This window comes from Methylobacterium sp. TK26 (genome assembly GCF_055361565.1).
This window is the reverse complement of sequence record NZ_CM143965.1, coordinates 1,089,018-1,103,419: the sequence shown is the minus strand read 5'-3', so window position 1 is coordinate 1,103,419 and position 14,402 is coordinate 1,089,018. Positions and strand designations below refer to the sequence as shown.

Genomic DNA, 14,402 nt, shown 5'->3' with positions numbered 1-14,402 from the left:
CCGCGCCTGCGTCCGACTGACGCCGCAGGCCGCCGATCCTTGACCGGCGGAACTCCGGCGCATAGGCCGGTCGGTGGAGGCGAACGGGGTTTGGTGGCCCTCCTGGTCTTCAAAACCAGCGGTACGCCAACAGCGTACGGTGGGTTCGATTCCCATCCGCTTCCGCCACTCCAACTCCACTCCCCCCCTCAGCGCCAGCCCTCGGCCCCGGCGGCCGGCAGCCGGCCCGTCTCGACCCAATGGCAGGTGGTGGTGTCCTTCACCGCCGCGCAATCGTAGCTGCGCCCGGCGAGCGTCACCTTGTCGACCACGGCGCCGATCCGGTTTCGCGGCAGGGCGGCGCAGCCGAGATGGTCGGCCTTCGGGTCGGCCAGCGTCGCGGCGGCGGCGGCGGGCCCGGCCTGCATCAGCATCCGGTAATTGGCGACGGAGGGGCAGGCTATGACCGGCGCGGCAGGCGTCCGCGCCGCCTTCTCGGCCTGCGCCTTCTCCCCCGGCTTCAGGCGAAGGCCCTGCTGGGCCGAGGCCGGCCAGGGGGCCGGCCAGGGGGCCAGCAGCGCGGCGAGGAGGAGGATCGGGAGCGGGTGCGAACGGCTCATGCCCGCCATCCTAGCACAGCCCGCTCCGGCGAGGCTTGACGCTCCCGGTGCCGTCTGCGACCGCAGTGCAAGACCCCGGCGCGCGGCGAAGCCCCGAATCGGCCCGAGGCCGGGGCCCGCGAGAGGAGAGATCATGGCCACGACGATCGAGAGCGACCAGCGGCTCCACCTCGTATTCGGCGGCGAGCTCGAGAACCTCGACGGGATCCGCTTCCGCGACGTGAAGGGCCTCGACATCGTCGGCATCTACCCTGACTACGCCTCCGCCCAGGCGGCGTGGCGGGCCAAGGCGCAGGCCACGGTGGACAGCGCCCAGACCCGCTACTTCGTGGTCCACCTGCACCGCCTGCTCGAGCCGCAGCCGGTTCTGAAGCGGCCGACGAACCCATTGTGACACTTGGTCCCCGCTGATATGAGCCTCATCCGTCATGGATCTGCCCCGGTACCCGCGGGGCGGAAGCCGCTTCCCTGCATGGTGCACGGGACGCGTACGGGCGGGACAGCATGAAATCCTCGATCAAGATCGTCGCCGGCAACGCGAGCCGGCCCTTGGCCGAGGCCATTGCCGCCTACCTCGAATTGCCCCTGGCCAAGTGCATGGTCCGGCGCTTCGCCGACATGGAGATCTTCGTCGAGCTGCAGGAGAACGTCCGCGGCGAGGACGTGTTCATCGTCCAGTCGACCTCCTTCCCGGCGAACGACCACCTGATGGAGCTGCTGATCATGATCGACGCCGCGCGCCGGTCGTCGGCGCGGCGCATCACGGCGGTGATCCCCTATTTCGGCTACGCCCGGCAGGACCGGCGCACCTCCGGCCGCACCCCGATCTCGGCCAAGCTCGTCGCCAACCTCATCACCGAGGCGGGCGCCGACCGCGTGCTCACCCTCGATCTCCATGCCGGCCAGATCCAGGGCTTCTTCGACATCCCCACCGACAACCTGTTCGCCGCGCCCGTGATGGTGCGCGACATCAAGGAGCGGATGCCCCCCGAGGACCGGATGGTGGTCTCGCCGGACGTGGGCGGCGTGGTCCGCGCCCGCGTGGTCGCCAAGCGCATCGATGCGCCGCTGGCCATCGTGGACAAGCGCCGCGAGCGCCCCGGCGAATCCGAGGTGATGAACATCATCGGCGACGTGCGCGGCCGCTCCTGCATCCTCGTGGACGACATCGTGGATTCCGGCGGCACCCTGGTGAACGCCGCCGAGGCCCTGCTCAACGCGGGCGCCAAGGACGTGTCGGCCTACATCACCCACGGGGTGCTCTCGGGGGGCGCGGTCTCGCGCATCGCCGCCTCGCGGATGAAGGAGCTGGTCATCACCGATTCGATCCAGCCGACCCAGGCCGTGAAGCTCGCCCGCAACATCCGGGTGATGTCGATCGCGCCGCTGCTCGGCGAGGCGATCGGGCGGACGGCCACCGAGTCGAGCGTCTCCAGCCTGTTCGACTGAAGCGTCTGGGATTTTTGTCGCAGTCGCGCCTGCGACATTCTGATTTAGAGTGTCCCTCCTGCGGCCAAGCCGTGGGAGGCGGCCATCACGAAGCACATCGTCGGAATCCACGGCCTCGCCAACAAGCCGCCCCGCGAGGAGAAGGCGGGCTGGTGGGCCGAGGCGATCCGCGAGGGCCTGCGGCGCAATTGCGGCCGCGACGACCCGGTCTCCCTCGATTTCGTCTACTGGGCGGACCTGCGCTACCCCGCGCCCCTGAACGAGGGGGACAACCGCGAGCCCTACGTGCCGGATCTCGGCCTCGGGCCGTTCCCCTCCCCCGCCGGGGAGCCGGCCCGCCGCGAGGCGACCGTCACGGACCGGATCTACCGGGGGCTGGCGAGCCTGCAGGAGGCGGTCGGCCTCACGCCGGTGGACGACATGATCCTCGAATACCGCCTCGACGACCTCTGGGGCTACCATGACGACGACGCCTTCCGGGACGCCGCCCGCGCCCGGCTGCGCGAAGCCCTCGGCCGGCACGGGGCAGGGCCGCTGCTGCTCGCCGCCCATTCCATGGGCGGGCTCATCGCCTACGACGTGCTGCGGCTGGCCGAGCGCGACGGCTCGGTGGCGGGGCCGGTGACTCTCGTCACCCTCGGCTCGCCCTTCGGCCTTGCGGAGGTGCGCCTCAAGCTCGCGGCGGAGCATGGCGACCTCGCCGTCCCCCGTTCGGTGACGGCCTGGATGAACCTGATGGACCGCAACGACATCGCCACCGTGGGCGAGGATCTGGCGGACGCCTTCCCGCCGAACGAGGCGGGGGGGCGCATCCGCGACGTGCCGGTGATCAACGCCTACCGCGCCCCGAACGGGCGCGAGAACACCCACAAGTCCTACGGCTACCTGCGCACCCCGGAATTCTCCCGCATCGTGGCGGGGTTCATGGAGTAGAGGGTCCCTTGGCGAAGACCGGCGGCAAAGCCCCGATCCGGTGCGCGGGCGATTGCGCCCCTTCGAGGGGGCGCCTATACTGGCGGCATCCCCCTTTTTTAGCGTGAGACGGGTGGTCTCCGGGATGTTCCCGGAGCCCGCGAACCGATGCCCGGTTCGGCCCGTTCCGCCATGTCGGAGCCGCGTGAAGAGATGTCCCAGGGTCCGCTGATGCCCAAGGCGACCGCCGTCTGGCTGGTCGAGAACACGTCGCTCGCGTTCGAGCAGATCGCCGATTTCTGCAAGCTCCACCCCCTCGAGGTGAAGGGCATCGCGGACGGCGAGGTCGCGGCGGGGATCAAGGGTCTCGACCCGATCACCACCGGCCAGCTCACCCGCGACGAGATCGAGAAGGCGCAGAAGGCGCCGCACTACAAGCTCAAGCCCGCCGTCTCGAAGGTGAAGCTGCCCGAGGTCAAGCGCACCACCAAGGGGCCGCGCTACACGCCCCTCTCCCGCCGCCAGGACCGGCCGAACGCCATCCTCTGGCTGCTGCGCAACCACCCCGAATTGAAGGACGCGCAGATCATCCGCCTCGTCGGCACGACGAAGTCGACGATCCAGCAGATCCGCGAGCGCACCCACTGGAACTCGGGCTCGCTGCAGCCCCTCGATCCGGTGACGCTGGGCCTCACCACCCAGATCAACCTCGACTTCGAGGTGCAGAAGGCGGCGGCCGACCGTCCGGCGGCGCTGGCGGCCGAGGGCGGCGCCTCGCTCCTGCCGACCGAGGTCTCGACCCAGCGCGAGCCGGAGCCGGACGAGGACGACCGCCGCGGCGGCCGGGACGAGCGGCTCGACGCGGATTCGGTCTTCGCCAAGCTCAAGGGCCGGCACCAGGACGAGGACGACGAGGACTAGTGCAGAGACGCACTCACTCCGTTCATGCGTCTCTGCCCTAGCTTCTTGTTTGTGCATCAATTTTTCCAGACACGGCTGACGCCTTCGTCTGGATCGATGCACTAGGCCGCCCGCGCCCTCTCCCCGCAAGCGGGGAGAGGGGATCTCTTCACTCCGGCAGGGGCTGGTCCGTGGTCTCGGGCATGAACCACGGTACGATCAGCCCCAGGACGTAGACGCTCGACATCGTGAGCGCCGCCGCCGCGACGCCGCCGAAGGAGGTGACGATCTGCCCGGCGATGATCGGGAAGATCCAGGCGACGAGCCGCGCCCCGTTGAACACGACGCTCGCCGCCGTCGCCCGCACCGCCGGGGTGAACAACTCCACGAGGTAGATCGCCATCCACGAGAAGGCGAAGCCCAGGGTGAAGAAGCCGTTCAGGAAGGCCAGCGCCAGGAACGGCATCAGCCCGCCGTGCCACAGGTAGCAGGCGAGCGACGTGGCGATGCAGCCGACATAGGTGACGATCAGGAAGGGCCGCCGGCCGATCGCGTCGGCGACGAAGCCCGAGACGACGTAGGCGGTGATGGCGCCGACATTGTAGACGATGCCCATGCGCGGCCCCCACACGTTGGCCGGCTCCCCCGCCGCCTTGGCGAGCCCCTCCGTATAGGCCGGCAGCCAGGACGAGACCGCCCACCAGCCCACCGTCGTCGCGAAGGACATCGCGGTGGCGAGCAGCACCCGGCGGCGGCTCTCCGGTTCGCGAAAAATCTCGGCCAGGGTGAAGGGCCGCTGCGCCGGCTTCGCCCCATGGCCGGCGCCGTCGGACGTGGCCGCCCAGCGCTGCTCCTTCAGGGCCTGCATCCATTGCTCGGATTCGTCGAGCGCCCGGCGCAGGTACAGGCAGACGAGGGCCGGCAGCGCCCCGAGGGCGAACATGATCCGCCAGGATTCGTCGCCGAGCGGGTTCGTCGCCGCCAGCACCGCCCAGACGATGGCCGCGAGCACCGCGCCGCCGCCGAAGCCCGATTGCAGGAAGCCGCAGCCCTTGGGCCGCGCCCGGTTCGGCCAGGTCTCGGCCACCAGCGCGATGCCGGTGGACCATTCCGAGCCGATGGCGAGCCCCGTGATGAAGCGCAGGGCCGCGAGTTGGACGAAGCTCTCGGCGAAGGCGGTGAGCCCCGTGAACACCGCGTAGCCGAGGATGGAGATCATCATCATCCGCTTGCGGCCGATATAGTCGGCCGCGATCCCGCCGATCAGGCCGCCCAGCCCCCAGCCGAGCAGGGTGATGCCGATGGCGAGCCCGACGTAATACGCCGGCGCCTGCGCCTGTTCGGGCGTCAGGATCGTGCCGAGCGCCGGGCGCAGGGCATAGACCAAGGCCACCGCCTCGTAGCCGTCAAAGATCCAGCCGAGATAGCTGCCCCAGAGGATGCGCCAGTGGCGCGGGGTCAGGCCCGCATGCCAGGGGGCCTTCGCGTCCTCGCGCGCCAGGGCGTCGCCCGCACTCATCGCACTCTCCCGGTGATCTTTTTGTCAGGCGCTTCAGGCGACCGTGCGGGCCGGCTCGTCCTTGCCGAGGCGGGCGCGCAGCCAATTGATGACCCCGCCCGCCAGCAGCACCTCGACCTGTCGCGGCGACAGGCCGTGGGTGAGCCGGATCGTGTCCTTGCCGCGCAGCGTGGCGGTGATGTCCCGGCCCGCCGCCAGGGCCTCGGCCACGCCCGTGATCTCGACGCTGTCGCCGATCTCCAGCCCGTCGTAATCGGCCGGGTCGGCGAAGGTGAGCGGCAGGACCCCGAAATTCACGAGGTTCTGCCAGTGGATGCGGGCGAAGCTCTTGGCCAGTACCACCTCCAGCCCGAGGTAGCGCGGGGCGAGCGCGGCGTTCTCGCGGCTCGACCCCTGGCCGTAATTCAGGCCGCCGACGATGGCGTGGCCGGCGCGCTCCGCCCCGCCCTGCTTCGCCCGCTTCGGGTAGCTGTCGTCGATGGGCTCGAAGGTGAACTCGGAGGTCTTCGGGATGTTCGACCAGTAGGGCATCACCCGCGCGCCCGCCGGCATGATGTCGTCGGTGGAGATGTCGTCGCCGGTCTTGAGCATCACCGGCACGCGGATGTCGGCGCCGAGCTTGCCCAGTTCCGGCAGGGTGGTGATGTTTTCGGACTTTTCCAGCCGGACGGTGCGGGCCTCGGCTTCCGGCAGCGGGCCGAGCAGCATCGTCGTGTTGCCGGGCACCATCGCGGGCGGGACGATGCGCGGAGTGGGCATGTCCAGGGTGCGCGGATCGGTGATGACGCCGGTCAGCGCCGAGGCGGCGGCGGTCTCGGGGCTGCACAGGAACACGCTGTCCTCCCGCGTGCCGGAGCGGCCGGGGAAGTTGCGCGGCACGGTGCGGAGCGAATTGCGCCCCGAGGCGGGGGCCTGCCCCATGCCGATGCAGCCGTTGCAGCCCGCCTGATGCACCCGCGCCCCGGCATGGATCAGGTCCGAGAGCTGCCCGTCGCGGATCAGGGTCTCCAGCACCACCCGCGTCGAGGGGTTGATGTCGAAGGAGACCCGGTCGTGGGTCTGCTTGCCCTTCACGATCGCCGCCGCGACGGCGAAATCGCGAAAACCCGGATTGGCCGAGGAGCCGATGTAGCTCTGGTAGATTTCGGTGCCCGCCACCTCCGAGACCGGCACGACGTTGCCGGGGCTCGACGGCTTGGCGATCATCGGCACGAGGGTGGAGAGGTCGATCTCCTCGGACCTGTCGTAGGTGCAACCCTCGTCCGCCGCGAGGGCTTCGAAATCCCCGCCCCGGCCGACGCAGTCGAGGAAAATCCTCACGGCCTCGTCGGCCGGAAACACGCTCGTCGTGGCGCCCATCTCGGCGCCCATGTTGGCGATGACGTGCCGGTCCATCGCCGTGAGGCAAGCGAGCCCCGGCCCGTGATACTCGATGATCGTGCTGAACCCGCCCTCGACCCCGTGGCGGCCGAGCAGGGTGAGGATCACGTCCTTGGCGCTCACCCAATCGGGGAGCGCGCCCGTGAGCCTCACACCCCAGACCTGGGGCATCCGGAGCCGCAGGGGTTCGCCGGCCATGGCCAGCGCCACCTCGACGCCGCCCGCGCCGAAGGCGAGCATCCCCAGCGACCCGGCCGCCGGGGTGTGGCTGTCCGAGCCGACCATCGTCTGGCCCGGCTTGCCGAAGCTCTGCATGTGGACCGGGTGGCTGATCCCGTTGCCCGGCCGCGAGTACCAGACGCCGAACTTCCGGCACGCCGAGCGCAGGAACAGGTGTTCGTCGGCGTTGAGATGATCGTTCTGGACGAGGTTGTGGTCGATGTACTGGGCGGCGAGCGGGATCGCGACGCGCTCCACGCCCATCGCCTCCAATTCCAGCATCACGAGGCCGCCGAGCACGTCCTGCAGCAGCGCCTGATCGATCCGGAGGGCGATCTCGCCGCCGGGGGTGAGGTCGCCCTCGGCGAGATGCGATTGGACGAGCTTCTGCGTCAGGTTCAACGCCACCGGGCTGCCTCCCATGTCGGCCGCGCCTTGAGTCTCGGCGCGCCGACCGGCGCCCGGCGCGCGGCGCCGTTCTTGGCCAGCGCAACTAGCCGCCCGACGACGGAGCGGAAGTCTGGCGGGGTGACAGAAGGCCGGTCCTGTCGGGTCCGGCCGCGAACCCCTGGCGCGGGGGCGGGCGCTCTGCCACCCTTGCGTCGGATTCGGGAGGCCGATTTGAGCGCCATCGGATGCGGGCGGATTGTTTGGATTTTGGCGTTGGCCCTGCTGGTGCCGGCCGGGCTCGCCTCTGCGCAGACCCGGCCCCCGCCGCCGCCCGCCGCGAAACCCGCCGATCCGGCGATGGACGCCACCCGCGCCGCCTTCGAGGCCCTGCCCGAGCCCGAGCGGAAGGCGCTGCAGGACGCCCTGGTCTGGACCGGCGACTTCAACGGCGTGGTCTCCGGCGGCTTCGGGAGACGCACCTTCGAGGCGCTGCAGGCCTTCGCCGCCCGCGCCCGCCTCGCCGATCCCCTGACCGGCGAGGGCAGGACGGCGTTGCGCGCGGCGGGCGAGGCGGCGCGCCGGGCCGCGCGGTTCCGCGTCCAGGCCGATCCCGTCAGCGGCGCCGTCGTCGGCGTGCCCGAGGCGTTGCTCGCCAAGCGCACCGCCCTCCCCTCCGGCACCCGCTGGCAGAGCGCGGACGGGAAGGTGACGCTGGAGACCCGCGCCTATCCGCCGGAGGCCGAGACCCTGGAGGGCCTGTTCGAGCGGGCGAACGCCCCGCTGAACGGCCGCAAGGTAACGTACCGCCTGCAGAAGCCGGATTTCGTCGTCGTCACCGCCGAGACGGCGACCGGCCTGTCCTACACCCGCTACGCCTCCGGGCCGCAGGGAATCCGGGGCTTCCTGATCGGCTACGACCGGGCGCTCGCCGGGGAAGTCGGCCGCTTCGTGATCGCCATGGCGAACGCCTTCGAGCCGTTCCCGGCGGCGGTGGTGCCGGTCGCCGCGACGCCCGCGCCCTCCCCGCCGCCCGCCGTCGCGCCTGCGAGAATCGTGGCGACCGGCCTCGCCGTGGCGCCGGGCCGGGTACTGGCGGTGGTGCCGGAGGGATGCGCCGGAACGCTCGCCCGCGATCCGTCCGGCCTCGCCCTGGTGGAGGTCGCGGGCGCGAAGCCGGCGGCGCTGGCCCTGGCGGAGCGCCTCGCGGACGGGCCGGTCGTCGCCCTCGCGGCGGGGGCGGAGGGCGTGTCGGCGGTGCCGGGCACGGTGACGGAGGGACGGGTGACGGCGCCGCTGCAGCCGGGCTCGGCGGGGGCGCCGCTCTTCGGACCCGAAGGGCGTCTGGCGGGGCTTGTGGCGGCCTATCCGGCCGCGCCGCGCCTCGTCGCCGGGGTGGCGCCGCCGATGAGCCTGCCGGTCGTGCCGGCGGCGGCGGTCGCGGCGTTCCTGGCGGGAAAGGGCATCGCCCCGTCCGGGGCGACGGAGGCGGGCCCCGCCGCAGCGGCGCCCGCCGTGATCGGCCTCACCTGCCGGTGAGGCCGGGGGCCTCAGAGCCGGCCGGTGACCAGCAGGACGATCAGGACGATCAGCAGGATGCCGCCGAGGCCGAAGCCCGGGCCGCGATAGGCGCCGCCGCCGAGGAAACCGCCGCCGCCGAACGCGAGGATGATCAGGATGATGAGGAGAATGGTAACGAGGGACATAGAAGCGGATCTCCGACCGGTCGCGTGGAGCGAGCGTGACCGTTCAAACGCCGCGACAATTCGTTCTGTTCAGGGGGATCCGCAGTTTTTTGTGAGTTGGCTCCCGGATGCGGCGCGCGGGCTCACACGTGCCATGCGGGCAGGGGCTCCACGGGGGCCTCGAGCCAGTCCGGCACGGGCAGGCCGCGCTCGACGAGGAAGGCCGGGTTGAACAGTTTCGAAGCGTAGCGCGCCGCGCCGTCGCACAGGATCGTCACGATGGTGTGGCCCGGCCCGAGTTCCCTGGCGAGGCGGATCGCCCCCGCCACGTTGATCCCCGACGAGCCGCCGAGCGACAGCCCCTCCTCCCGCATCAGCCCGAAGACGAGGCCGAGCGCTTCCCCGTCCGGGATGCGGAAGGACAGGTCGGGGGTGAAGCCGTCGAGATTGCCGGTGATCCGGCCCTGGCCGATCCCCTCGGTGATGGACGAGCCCTCGGCCTTGAACGTGCCGGTGGTGTAGCCGGAATACAGCGCCGAGCCCTCCGGGTCCGACAGGGCGATCGTCACCCCCGGATGGCGGGCGCGCAGGGCCTGCGCGACTCCGGCGAGCGTCCCGCCCGTGCCGGCGGCGCAGACGAAGCCGTCGACCCGGCCGCCGGTCTGGTCCCAGATCTCCGGCCCGGTGCCGTCGATATGGGCCTTGCGGTTGGCGACGTTGTCGAACTGGTCGGCGAAGAAGGCGCCCGCCTCGTCCCGCGCGGCCAGGGCCTCCGCGAGGCGGCGGGCGACGTGGACGTAGTTGTTCGGGTTGGCGAAGGGCACGGCCGGCACCTCGACGAGGCGGGCGCCCGCGAGCCGCAGGGTCTGCTTCTTCTCCTCCGACTGGGTGACGGGGATGACGATGAGCGTCCGGTAGCCCCGCACCGCGGCGACGAGGGCGAGCCCGATGCCGGTGTTGCCGGCGGTGCCCTCCACGATGGTCCCGCCCGGGCGGATGAGGCCCCGCGCCTCCGCGTCCCGCACGATGGAGAGCGCCGCCCGGTCCTTCACCGACAGGCCGGGATTGAGGAACTCGGCCTTGCCGAGGATCTCGCACCCGGTCTCCTCCGAGGCCCGGCGCAGGCGGATCAGCGGCGTGTTGCCGATGGCGGCCAGGATGTCGGGATGGGCGTGGGACACGGGTGGAGCCTCCGGTTGGACGTTCGCGGCCTCACCCGAACACATACCCCCCGTTGATCCGCAGCCCCACCGGATGCCCGGCGGCGTAGCGGACGCCGTCGAAATCCTCGACGGCGAGGATCTGGCCGCCGGCTTCCTCCACCTCGATCCGCTGGCGGCCCTGGCTGCGGTAGGAGGAGCGCACCGTGCCCGAGAGATGCGCCGCCTCCAGCTCCACCAGCTGGAGTTGCCAGGGGCGCACGTAGAGCTTCACCGGGCCGATGACGCCGGGGGGCGCGCTCACCGGGGTCTCCCGGCCGCGCACGCTCACCCGGCCGCCCTCGGCGATGGCCTCGACCTCGACGGAATCCCCTAGGAACTTCAGCACGGTGGCCGAGACCGGGTTCTCCTGAACCTCGTCCGGCGTGCCGACCTGCTCCAGGCGGCCCCGGTCGAGCACCGCCACCCGGTCGGAGAGTTCCAGCGCCTCGTCCTGGTCGTGGGTCACGAAGATCGTGGTCTGGCCGGTGCGGTCGTGGATCTCCCGCAGCCAGCGGCGCAGATCCTTCCGCACCTGCGCGTCGAGGGCGCCGAAGGGCTCGTCGAGCAGCAGCACGCGCGGCTCGACCGCGAGCGCGCGGGCCAAGGCCACGCGCTGGCGCTGGCCGCCGGAGAGCTGCGACGGGTAGCGGTCGCCGAAGCCCGAGAGGCGGATCAGGTCGAGGAGGTCCCCCACCCGGCGCTTGATCTCGGCCTTGGCCGGGCGGTCGGCCCGCCGCCGCGCGTTGAGGCCGTAGGCGATGTTGTCCGCCACGCTCATGTGCTTGAACAGGGCGTAGTGCTGGAACACGAAGCCCACCGCCCGCTGCTGCACGGGCAGGCCGGTGGCGTCGTCGCCCCCGAACAGGATGCGCCCGCGATCCGGCGCGTCGAGCCCGGCGATGATGCGCAGCAGCGTCGTCTTGCCCGAGCCCGAGGGGCCGAGCAGGCCGAGCAACTCCCCCGCCCTCACGTCGAGGGAGAGGTCGTGCAGGACCGCGGCCGTGTCGAAGGTCTTCGTGACCGCCTCGACGCGGATCGCCGTCGACGGACGCTCAGTGCTTCCGGCCCGCGGCGAGCTCGTCGCTGAAGCGCCATTCGAGGACGGATTTGACGACGAGTGTGACAAGGGCGAGGGCTGCAAGGAGCGAAGCGACGGCGAAAGCGGCGACGAAGTTGTACTCATTGTAGAGGATCTCCACGTGGAGCGGCATCGTGTTCGTCAGCCCCCGGATGTGGCCGGAGACGACGGAGACCGCGCCGAACTCGCCCATCGCGCGGGCATTGCAGAGCAGGACGCTGTAGAGCAGGCCCCAGCGGATGTTGGGCAGGGTGACGGTGAGGAAGGCGTGGAAGCCGGAGGCGCCGAGCGTCAGGGCCGCCTCCTCCTCCGACGAGCCCTGCTCCTGCATCAGCGGGATCAGTTCCCGCGCGACGAAGGGGAAGGTGACGAAGATCGTCGCCAGCACGATGCCCGGCAGGGCGAACAGGATCTGGATGTTGTGCGCCTGCAGCCAGCCGCCGAACAGGCCCTGGCTGCCGAAGAGCAGCACGTAGATCAGCCCCGACACGACCGGCGAGACCGAGAACGGCAGGTCGATCAGCGTGATCAGGAACGTCTTGCCGGGGAACTCGAACTTGGCGATCGCCCAGGAGGCGGCCACCCCGAAGACGAGGTTGAACGGCACGGCGATGGCCGCCACCGTCAGGGTCAGGCGGATGGCCGAGAGCGCGTCGGGCTCGCGGAAGGCGTTGAGATAGGCGCCGACCCCGTGGCTGAGCGCCTGCACGAACACCGCCGCCAGCGGCAGGACGAGGAACAGGGCGAGGAAGGTGATCGCGACCCCGATGAGGAGCGCGCGCACCCCCGCCCCCTCCCCCGCCACGGGGGCGGGCCGGGCCTCGGCGAGGCGGACGGGCGAGAAGATCTCAGACATAGCCGAACCGCTTCCGGGACCAGGACTGGATCAGGTTGATCGCGAGCAGGGTCAGGAACGAGATCCCGAGCATGATCGTCGCGATGGCCGCCGCGCCGCCGTAATCGAACTCGGACAGCTTGATGACGATGAGGAGCGGGGCGATCTCCGACACATAGGGCAGGTTGCCGGCGATGAAGATCACCGAGCCGTATTCCCCGACCCCCCGGGCGAAGGCCAGGGCGAAGCCGGTGAGCACCGCCGGGATCAGGGGCGGCAGCACCACCTTGAGGAGCGTCGCCCGGCGGGTGGCGCCCAGCGTCGCGGAGGCCTCCTCGATCTCCTTGTCGATCTCGGCGATGAGCGGCTGCACCGTGCGCACGGCGAAAGGCAGGCCGACGAAGGTCATGGCCACGAACACGCCGAGCGGCGTGTAGGCGACCTGGATGCCGAGGCGCTCCAGGGGCGCGCCGATCAGCCCGTCAGGCGCGTAGAGGGAGGCCAGCGCGATGCCCGCCACGGCGGTCGGCAGGGCGAAGGGCAGATCGACGGCGGCGTCCACGATCTTGCGGCCGGGGAACGTGTAGCGGGTCAGCACCCAGGCGACGATGAAGCCGAAGACCGAGGCCACGAGGGCCGCGAGCAGGGACACGCCGAAGCTGAGCTTCAGGGCGCTCGCCACGCGGGGGTCGGTCGCCACGTCCCAGATGCCGGCGAAGCCGAGCCCCGAGGCGCGGGCCACCAGGGCGGCCAGCGGCAGCAGCACCACGAGGCCGAGGCAGGCCAGGGTGTAGCCGAAGCTCAGGCCGAAGCCCGGCAGCACGCTCGGGCGGCGGAAGCGCCACGCCGGACGGGGGGAAGCCCCCGCATCGGCGGGGGCGAGGGTCGAAGCCATCGCGACAGAACCTTCTAGTGCATCGATCCAGACGAAGGCGTCAGCCGCGCCTGGAAAAATTGATGCAAGAACAAGAAGCTAGGGCAGAGACGCATGAACGGAGTGAGTGCGTCACTGCCCTAGCGGCCGGCGCGGCTCAGGCGGTCGAACAGGCCGCCGGAATCGAAGTTCTTCGCCTGGATATCGTCCCAGGAGCCCTGGTAATCCTCGATTTTGAAGAGCTTCACGTCCGGCAGGCCGGCGGAGGCGGCGGCCTGCGCCTTGAACGGGCGGTAATGGTGCTTAGCGAAGATCGCCTGCGCCTCGTCCGTGTAGAGGTAGTCGAGATAGGCTTGAGCGGTCTTGGTCGTGCCCTTGCGGTCGGCGTTGCCGGGCACCAGCGCCACCGGCGGCTCCGCGTAGATGGAGGTCGGCGGGACCACGATGTCGAAATTGTCGGCGCCGAATTCCTGCAGGACGAGGTAGGCCTCGTTTTCCCAGGTGGGCAGCACGTCGCCGAGCTTGCGCTGGGCGAAGGTCACGGTGGAGCCCCGCGCCCCGGTGTCGAGGACGGGCACGTTCTTGTAGAGTTGCCCGACGAAGGCCTCGGCCTTGGCCGCGTCCTTGTCCTGGCCGTAGGCGTAGCCCCAGGCGGCGAGGAAGTTCCAGCGCCCGCCCGCCGAGGTCTTCGGGTTCGGGGTGATGACCTTCACGTCCGGCTTGGCGAGGTCCGGCCAGTCCTTCACGCCCTTCGGGTTGCCCTTGCGGACGAGGAACACCACCGTCGAGGTGTAGGGCAGCGACTCGTTCGGCAGCTTGCCGCGCCAGTCGGCCGGGATCTTCTTCGTCAGCTTGGCGATGGCGTCGATGTCGGAGGGGATGCCGAGCGTCACCACGTCGGCATCGACCCCGTCGATCACCGTCCGCGCCTGGGCGCCCGAGCCGCCATGGGAGGCGCGCACCGTCACGTCCTCGCCGGTCTTGGCCTTCCAGCTCTTGGCGAAGGCCTCGTTGATCTCGCGGTAGAGTTCGCGGGTCGGATCGTAGGAGACGTTGAGGAGGGCGGTCTGCGCCCGCGCGGCGGGGGCGGCAAGGCCGAGGGACACGGCGCCGAGCAGGGCGAGGCAACCGGCCCGCGTCGTCGAGAGCCACATCTTCCGCATCCGATCCTCCGGCCGAGCCCGGACCACAATCCGGGAAACGGCGGAGAGTTCGTTCTTTCTAACGAACGAAGTCAAGGGAGGCCGCCGGGTCTGCGGGGGCGCGGGCGGACGGCCGATCGGTGCGGGAGGAGGAAACCGGCCCGGTGCGCAGGGGCGGGAAAGAGCATCTTCTCCGGCCGCCGCCGAACCCAGATGAAAAG

14 protein-coding genes and 1 tRNA gene are annotated in these 14,402 nt (G+C 70.8%); 6 read left to right on the top strand and 9 right to left on the bottom strand.

Features of this window, described 5'->3' with window-relative positions; translation table 11 throughout:
* Positions 1-75 precede the first annotated feature (75 nt).
* Positions 76-168 (top strand) — tRNA-Sec (locus tag ACXJ1Y_RS05455).
* 20 nt (positions 169-188) lie between these two features.
* On the opposite strand, the gene ACXJ1Y_RS05450 is transcribed toward ACXJ1Y_RS05455, so the two are convergent.
* Positions 189-599, bottom strand: coding sequence for a hypothetical protein (locus ACXJ1Y_RS05450; RefSeq protein ID WP_463849112.1), 411 nt, complete (start codon positions 597-599; stop codon positions 189-191).
* 133 nt (positions 600-732) lie between these two features.
* Here ACXJ1Y_RS05450 and ACXJ1Y_RS05445 point away from each other — a divergent pair, with 133 nt between their 5' ends.
* The 4 genes from ACXJ1Y_RS05445 to ACXJ1Y_RS05430 all read left to right on the top strand — a co-directional run bounded on the left by ACXJ1Y_RS05445 (position 733) and on the right by ACXJ1Y_RS05430 (position 3,881).
* Positions 733-993 carry a DUF4170 domain-containing protein gene (locus tag ACXJ1Y_RS05445; protein ID WP_463849111.1) on the top strand — a complete coding sequence of 87 codons (261 nt, stop codon included), beginning with the start codon at positions 733-735 and terminating at the stop codon, positions 991-993.
* 110 nt (positions 994-1,103) lie between these two features.
* The gene (locus ACXJ1Y_RS05440) at positions 1,104-2,048 is read left to right on the top strand and encodes a ribose-phosphate pyrophosphokinase (protein ID WP_243951948.1); all 945 of its coding nucleotides are present in this window, start codon (positions 1,104-1,106) and stop codon (positions 2,046-2,048) included.
* 285 nt (positions 2,049-2,333) lie between these two features.
* Positions 2,334-2,981 carry an esterase/lipase family protein gene (locus ACXJ1Y_RS05435; protein WP_463849110.1) on the top strand — a complete coding sequence of 216 codons (648 nt, stop codon included), beginning with the start codon at positions 2,334-2,336 and terminating at the stop codon, positions 2,979-2,981.
* 192 nt (positions 2,982-3,173) lie between these two features.
* Positions 3,174-3,881, top strand: coding sequence for a DUF1013 domain-containing protein (locus ACXJ1Y_RS05430; protein ID WP_463849109.1), 708 nt, complete (start codon positions 3,174-3,176; stop codon positions 3,879-3,881).
* Positions 3,882-4,029: 148 nt separating this feature from the next.
* On the opposite strand, the gene ACXJ1Y_RS05425 is transcribed toward ACXJ1Y_RS05430, so the two are convergent.
* Together ACXJ1Y_RS05425 and ACXJ1Y_RS05420 are read right to left on the bottom strand one after the other, a co-directional pair.
* The gene (locus ACXJ1Y_RS05425; protein ID WP_463849108.1) at positions 4,030-5,379 is read right to left on the bottom strand and encodes an MFS transporter; all 1,350 of its coding nucleotides are present in this window, start codon (positions 5,377-5,379) and stop codon (positions 4,030-4,032) included.
* 33 nt (positions 5,380-5,412) lie between these two features.
* Positions 5,413-7,386, bottom strand: a complete 1,974-nt coding sequence (locus ACXJ1Y_RS05420; protein ID WP_463849107.1) for an aconitate hydratase — start codon at positions 7,384-7,386, stop codon at positions 5,413-5,415.
* 249 nt (positions 7,387-7,635) lie between these two features.
* On the opposite strand from ACXJ1Y_RS05420, the gene ACXJ1Y_RS05415 reads away from it, so the two are divergent.
* Complete coding sequence (locus tag ACXJ1Y_RS05415; protein ID WP_463849106.1) at positions 7,636-8,904, top strand: serine protease; 1,269 nt, start codon at positions 7,636-7,638, stop codon at positions 8,902-8,904.
* A gap of 11 nt (positions 8,905-8,915) precedes the next feature.
* Here ACXJ1Y_RS05415 and ACXJ1Y_RS05410 read toward each other — a convergent pair whose 3' ends face one another.
* The 6 genes from ACXJ1Y_RS05410 to ACXJ1Y_RS05385 all read right to left on the bottom strand — a co-directional run bounded on the left by ACXJ1Y_RS05410 (position 8,916) and on the right by ACXJ1Y_RS05385 (position 14,193).
* Entirely contained in the window at positions 8,916-9,071 is a 156-nt protein-coding gene (locus ACXJ1Y_RS05410) for a hypothetical protein (RefSeq protein WP_007563230.1), read from the bottom strand.
* Between the two features lie 122 nt (positions 9,072-9,193).
* Complete coding sequence (locus ACXJ1Y_RS05405; protein WP_463849105.1) at positions 9,194-10,276, bottom strand: cysteine synthase A; 1,083 nt, start codon at positions 10,274-10,276, stop codon at positions 9,194-9,196.
* Positions 10,263-11,288, bottom strand: a complete 1,026-nt coding sequence (locus ACXJ1Y_RS05400) for a sulfate/molybdate ABC transporter ATP-binding protein (RefSeq protein WP_463850043.1) — start codon at positions 11,286-11,288, stop codon at positions 10,263-10,265. Before ACXJ1Y_RS05400 ends, ACXJ1Y_RS05405 begins: the two co-directional genes overlap by 14 nt.
* Before the next feature lie 16 nt (positions 11,289-11,304).
* The gene (cysW, locus tag ACXJ1Y_RS05395) at positions 11,305-12,186 is read right to left on the bottom strand and encodes a sulfate ABC transporter permease subunit CysW (RefSeq protein WP_463849104.1); all 882 of its coding nucleotides are present in this window, start codon (positions 12,184-12,186) and stop codon (positions 11,305-11,307) included.
* Positions 12,179-13,060, bottom strand: a complete 882-nt coding sequence (cysT, locus tag ACXJ1Y_RS05390; protein WP_463849103.1) for a sulfate ABC transporter permease subunit CysT — start codon at positions 13,058-13,060, stop codon at positions 12,179-12,181. Before cysT ends, cysW begins: the two co-directional genes overlap by 8 nt.
* A 119-nt stretch (positions 13,061-13,179) precedes the next feature.
* On the bottom strand, positions 13,180-14,193 hold the full coding sequence (locus ACXJ1Y_RS05385) for a sulfate ABC transporter substrate-binding protein (protein ID WP_463850042.1): 1,014 nt from the start codon (positions 14,191-14,193) through the stop codon (positions 13,180-13,182).
* Positions 14,194-14,402: the final 209 nt, after the last annotated feature.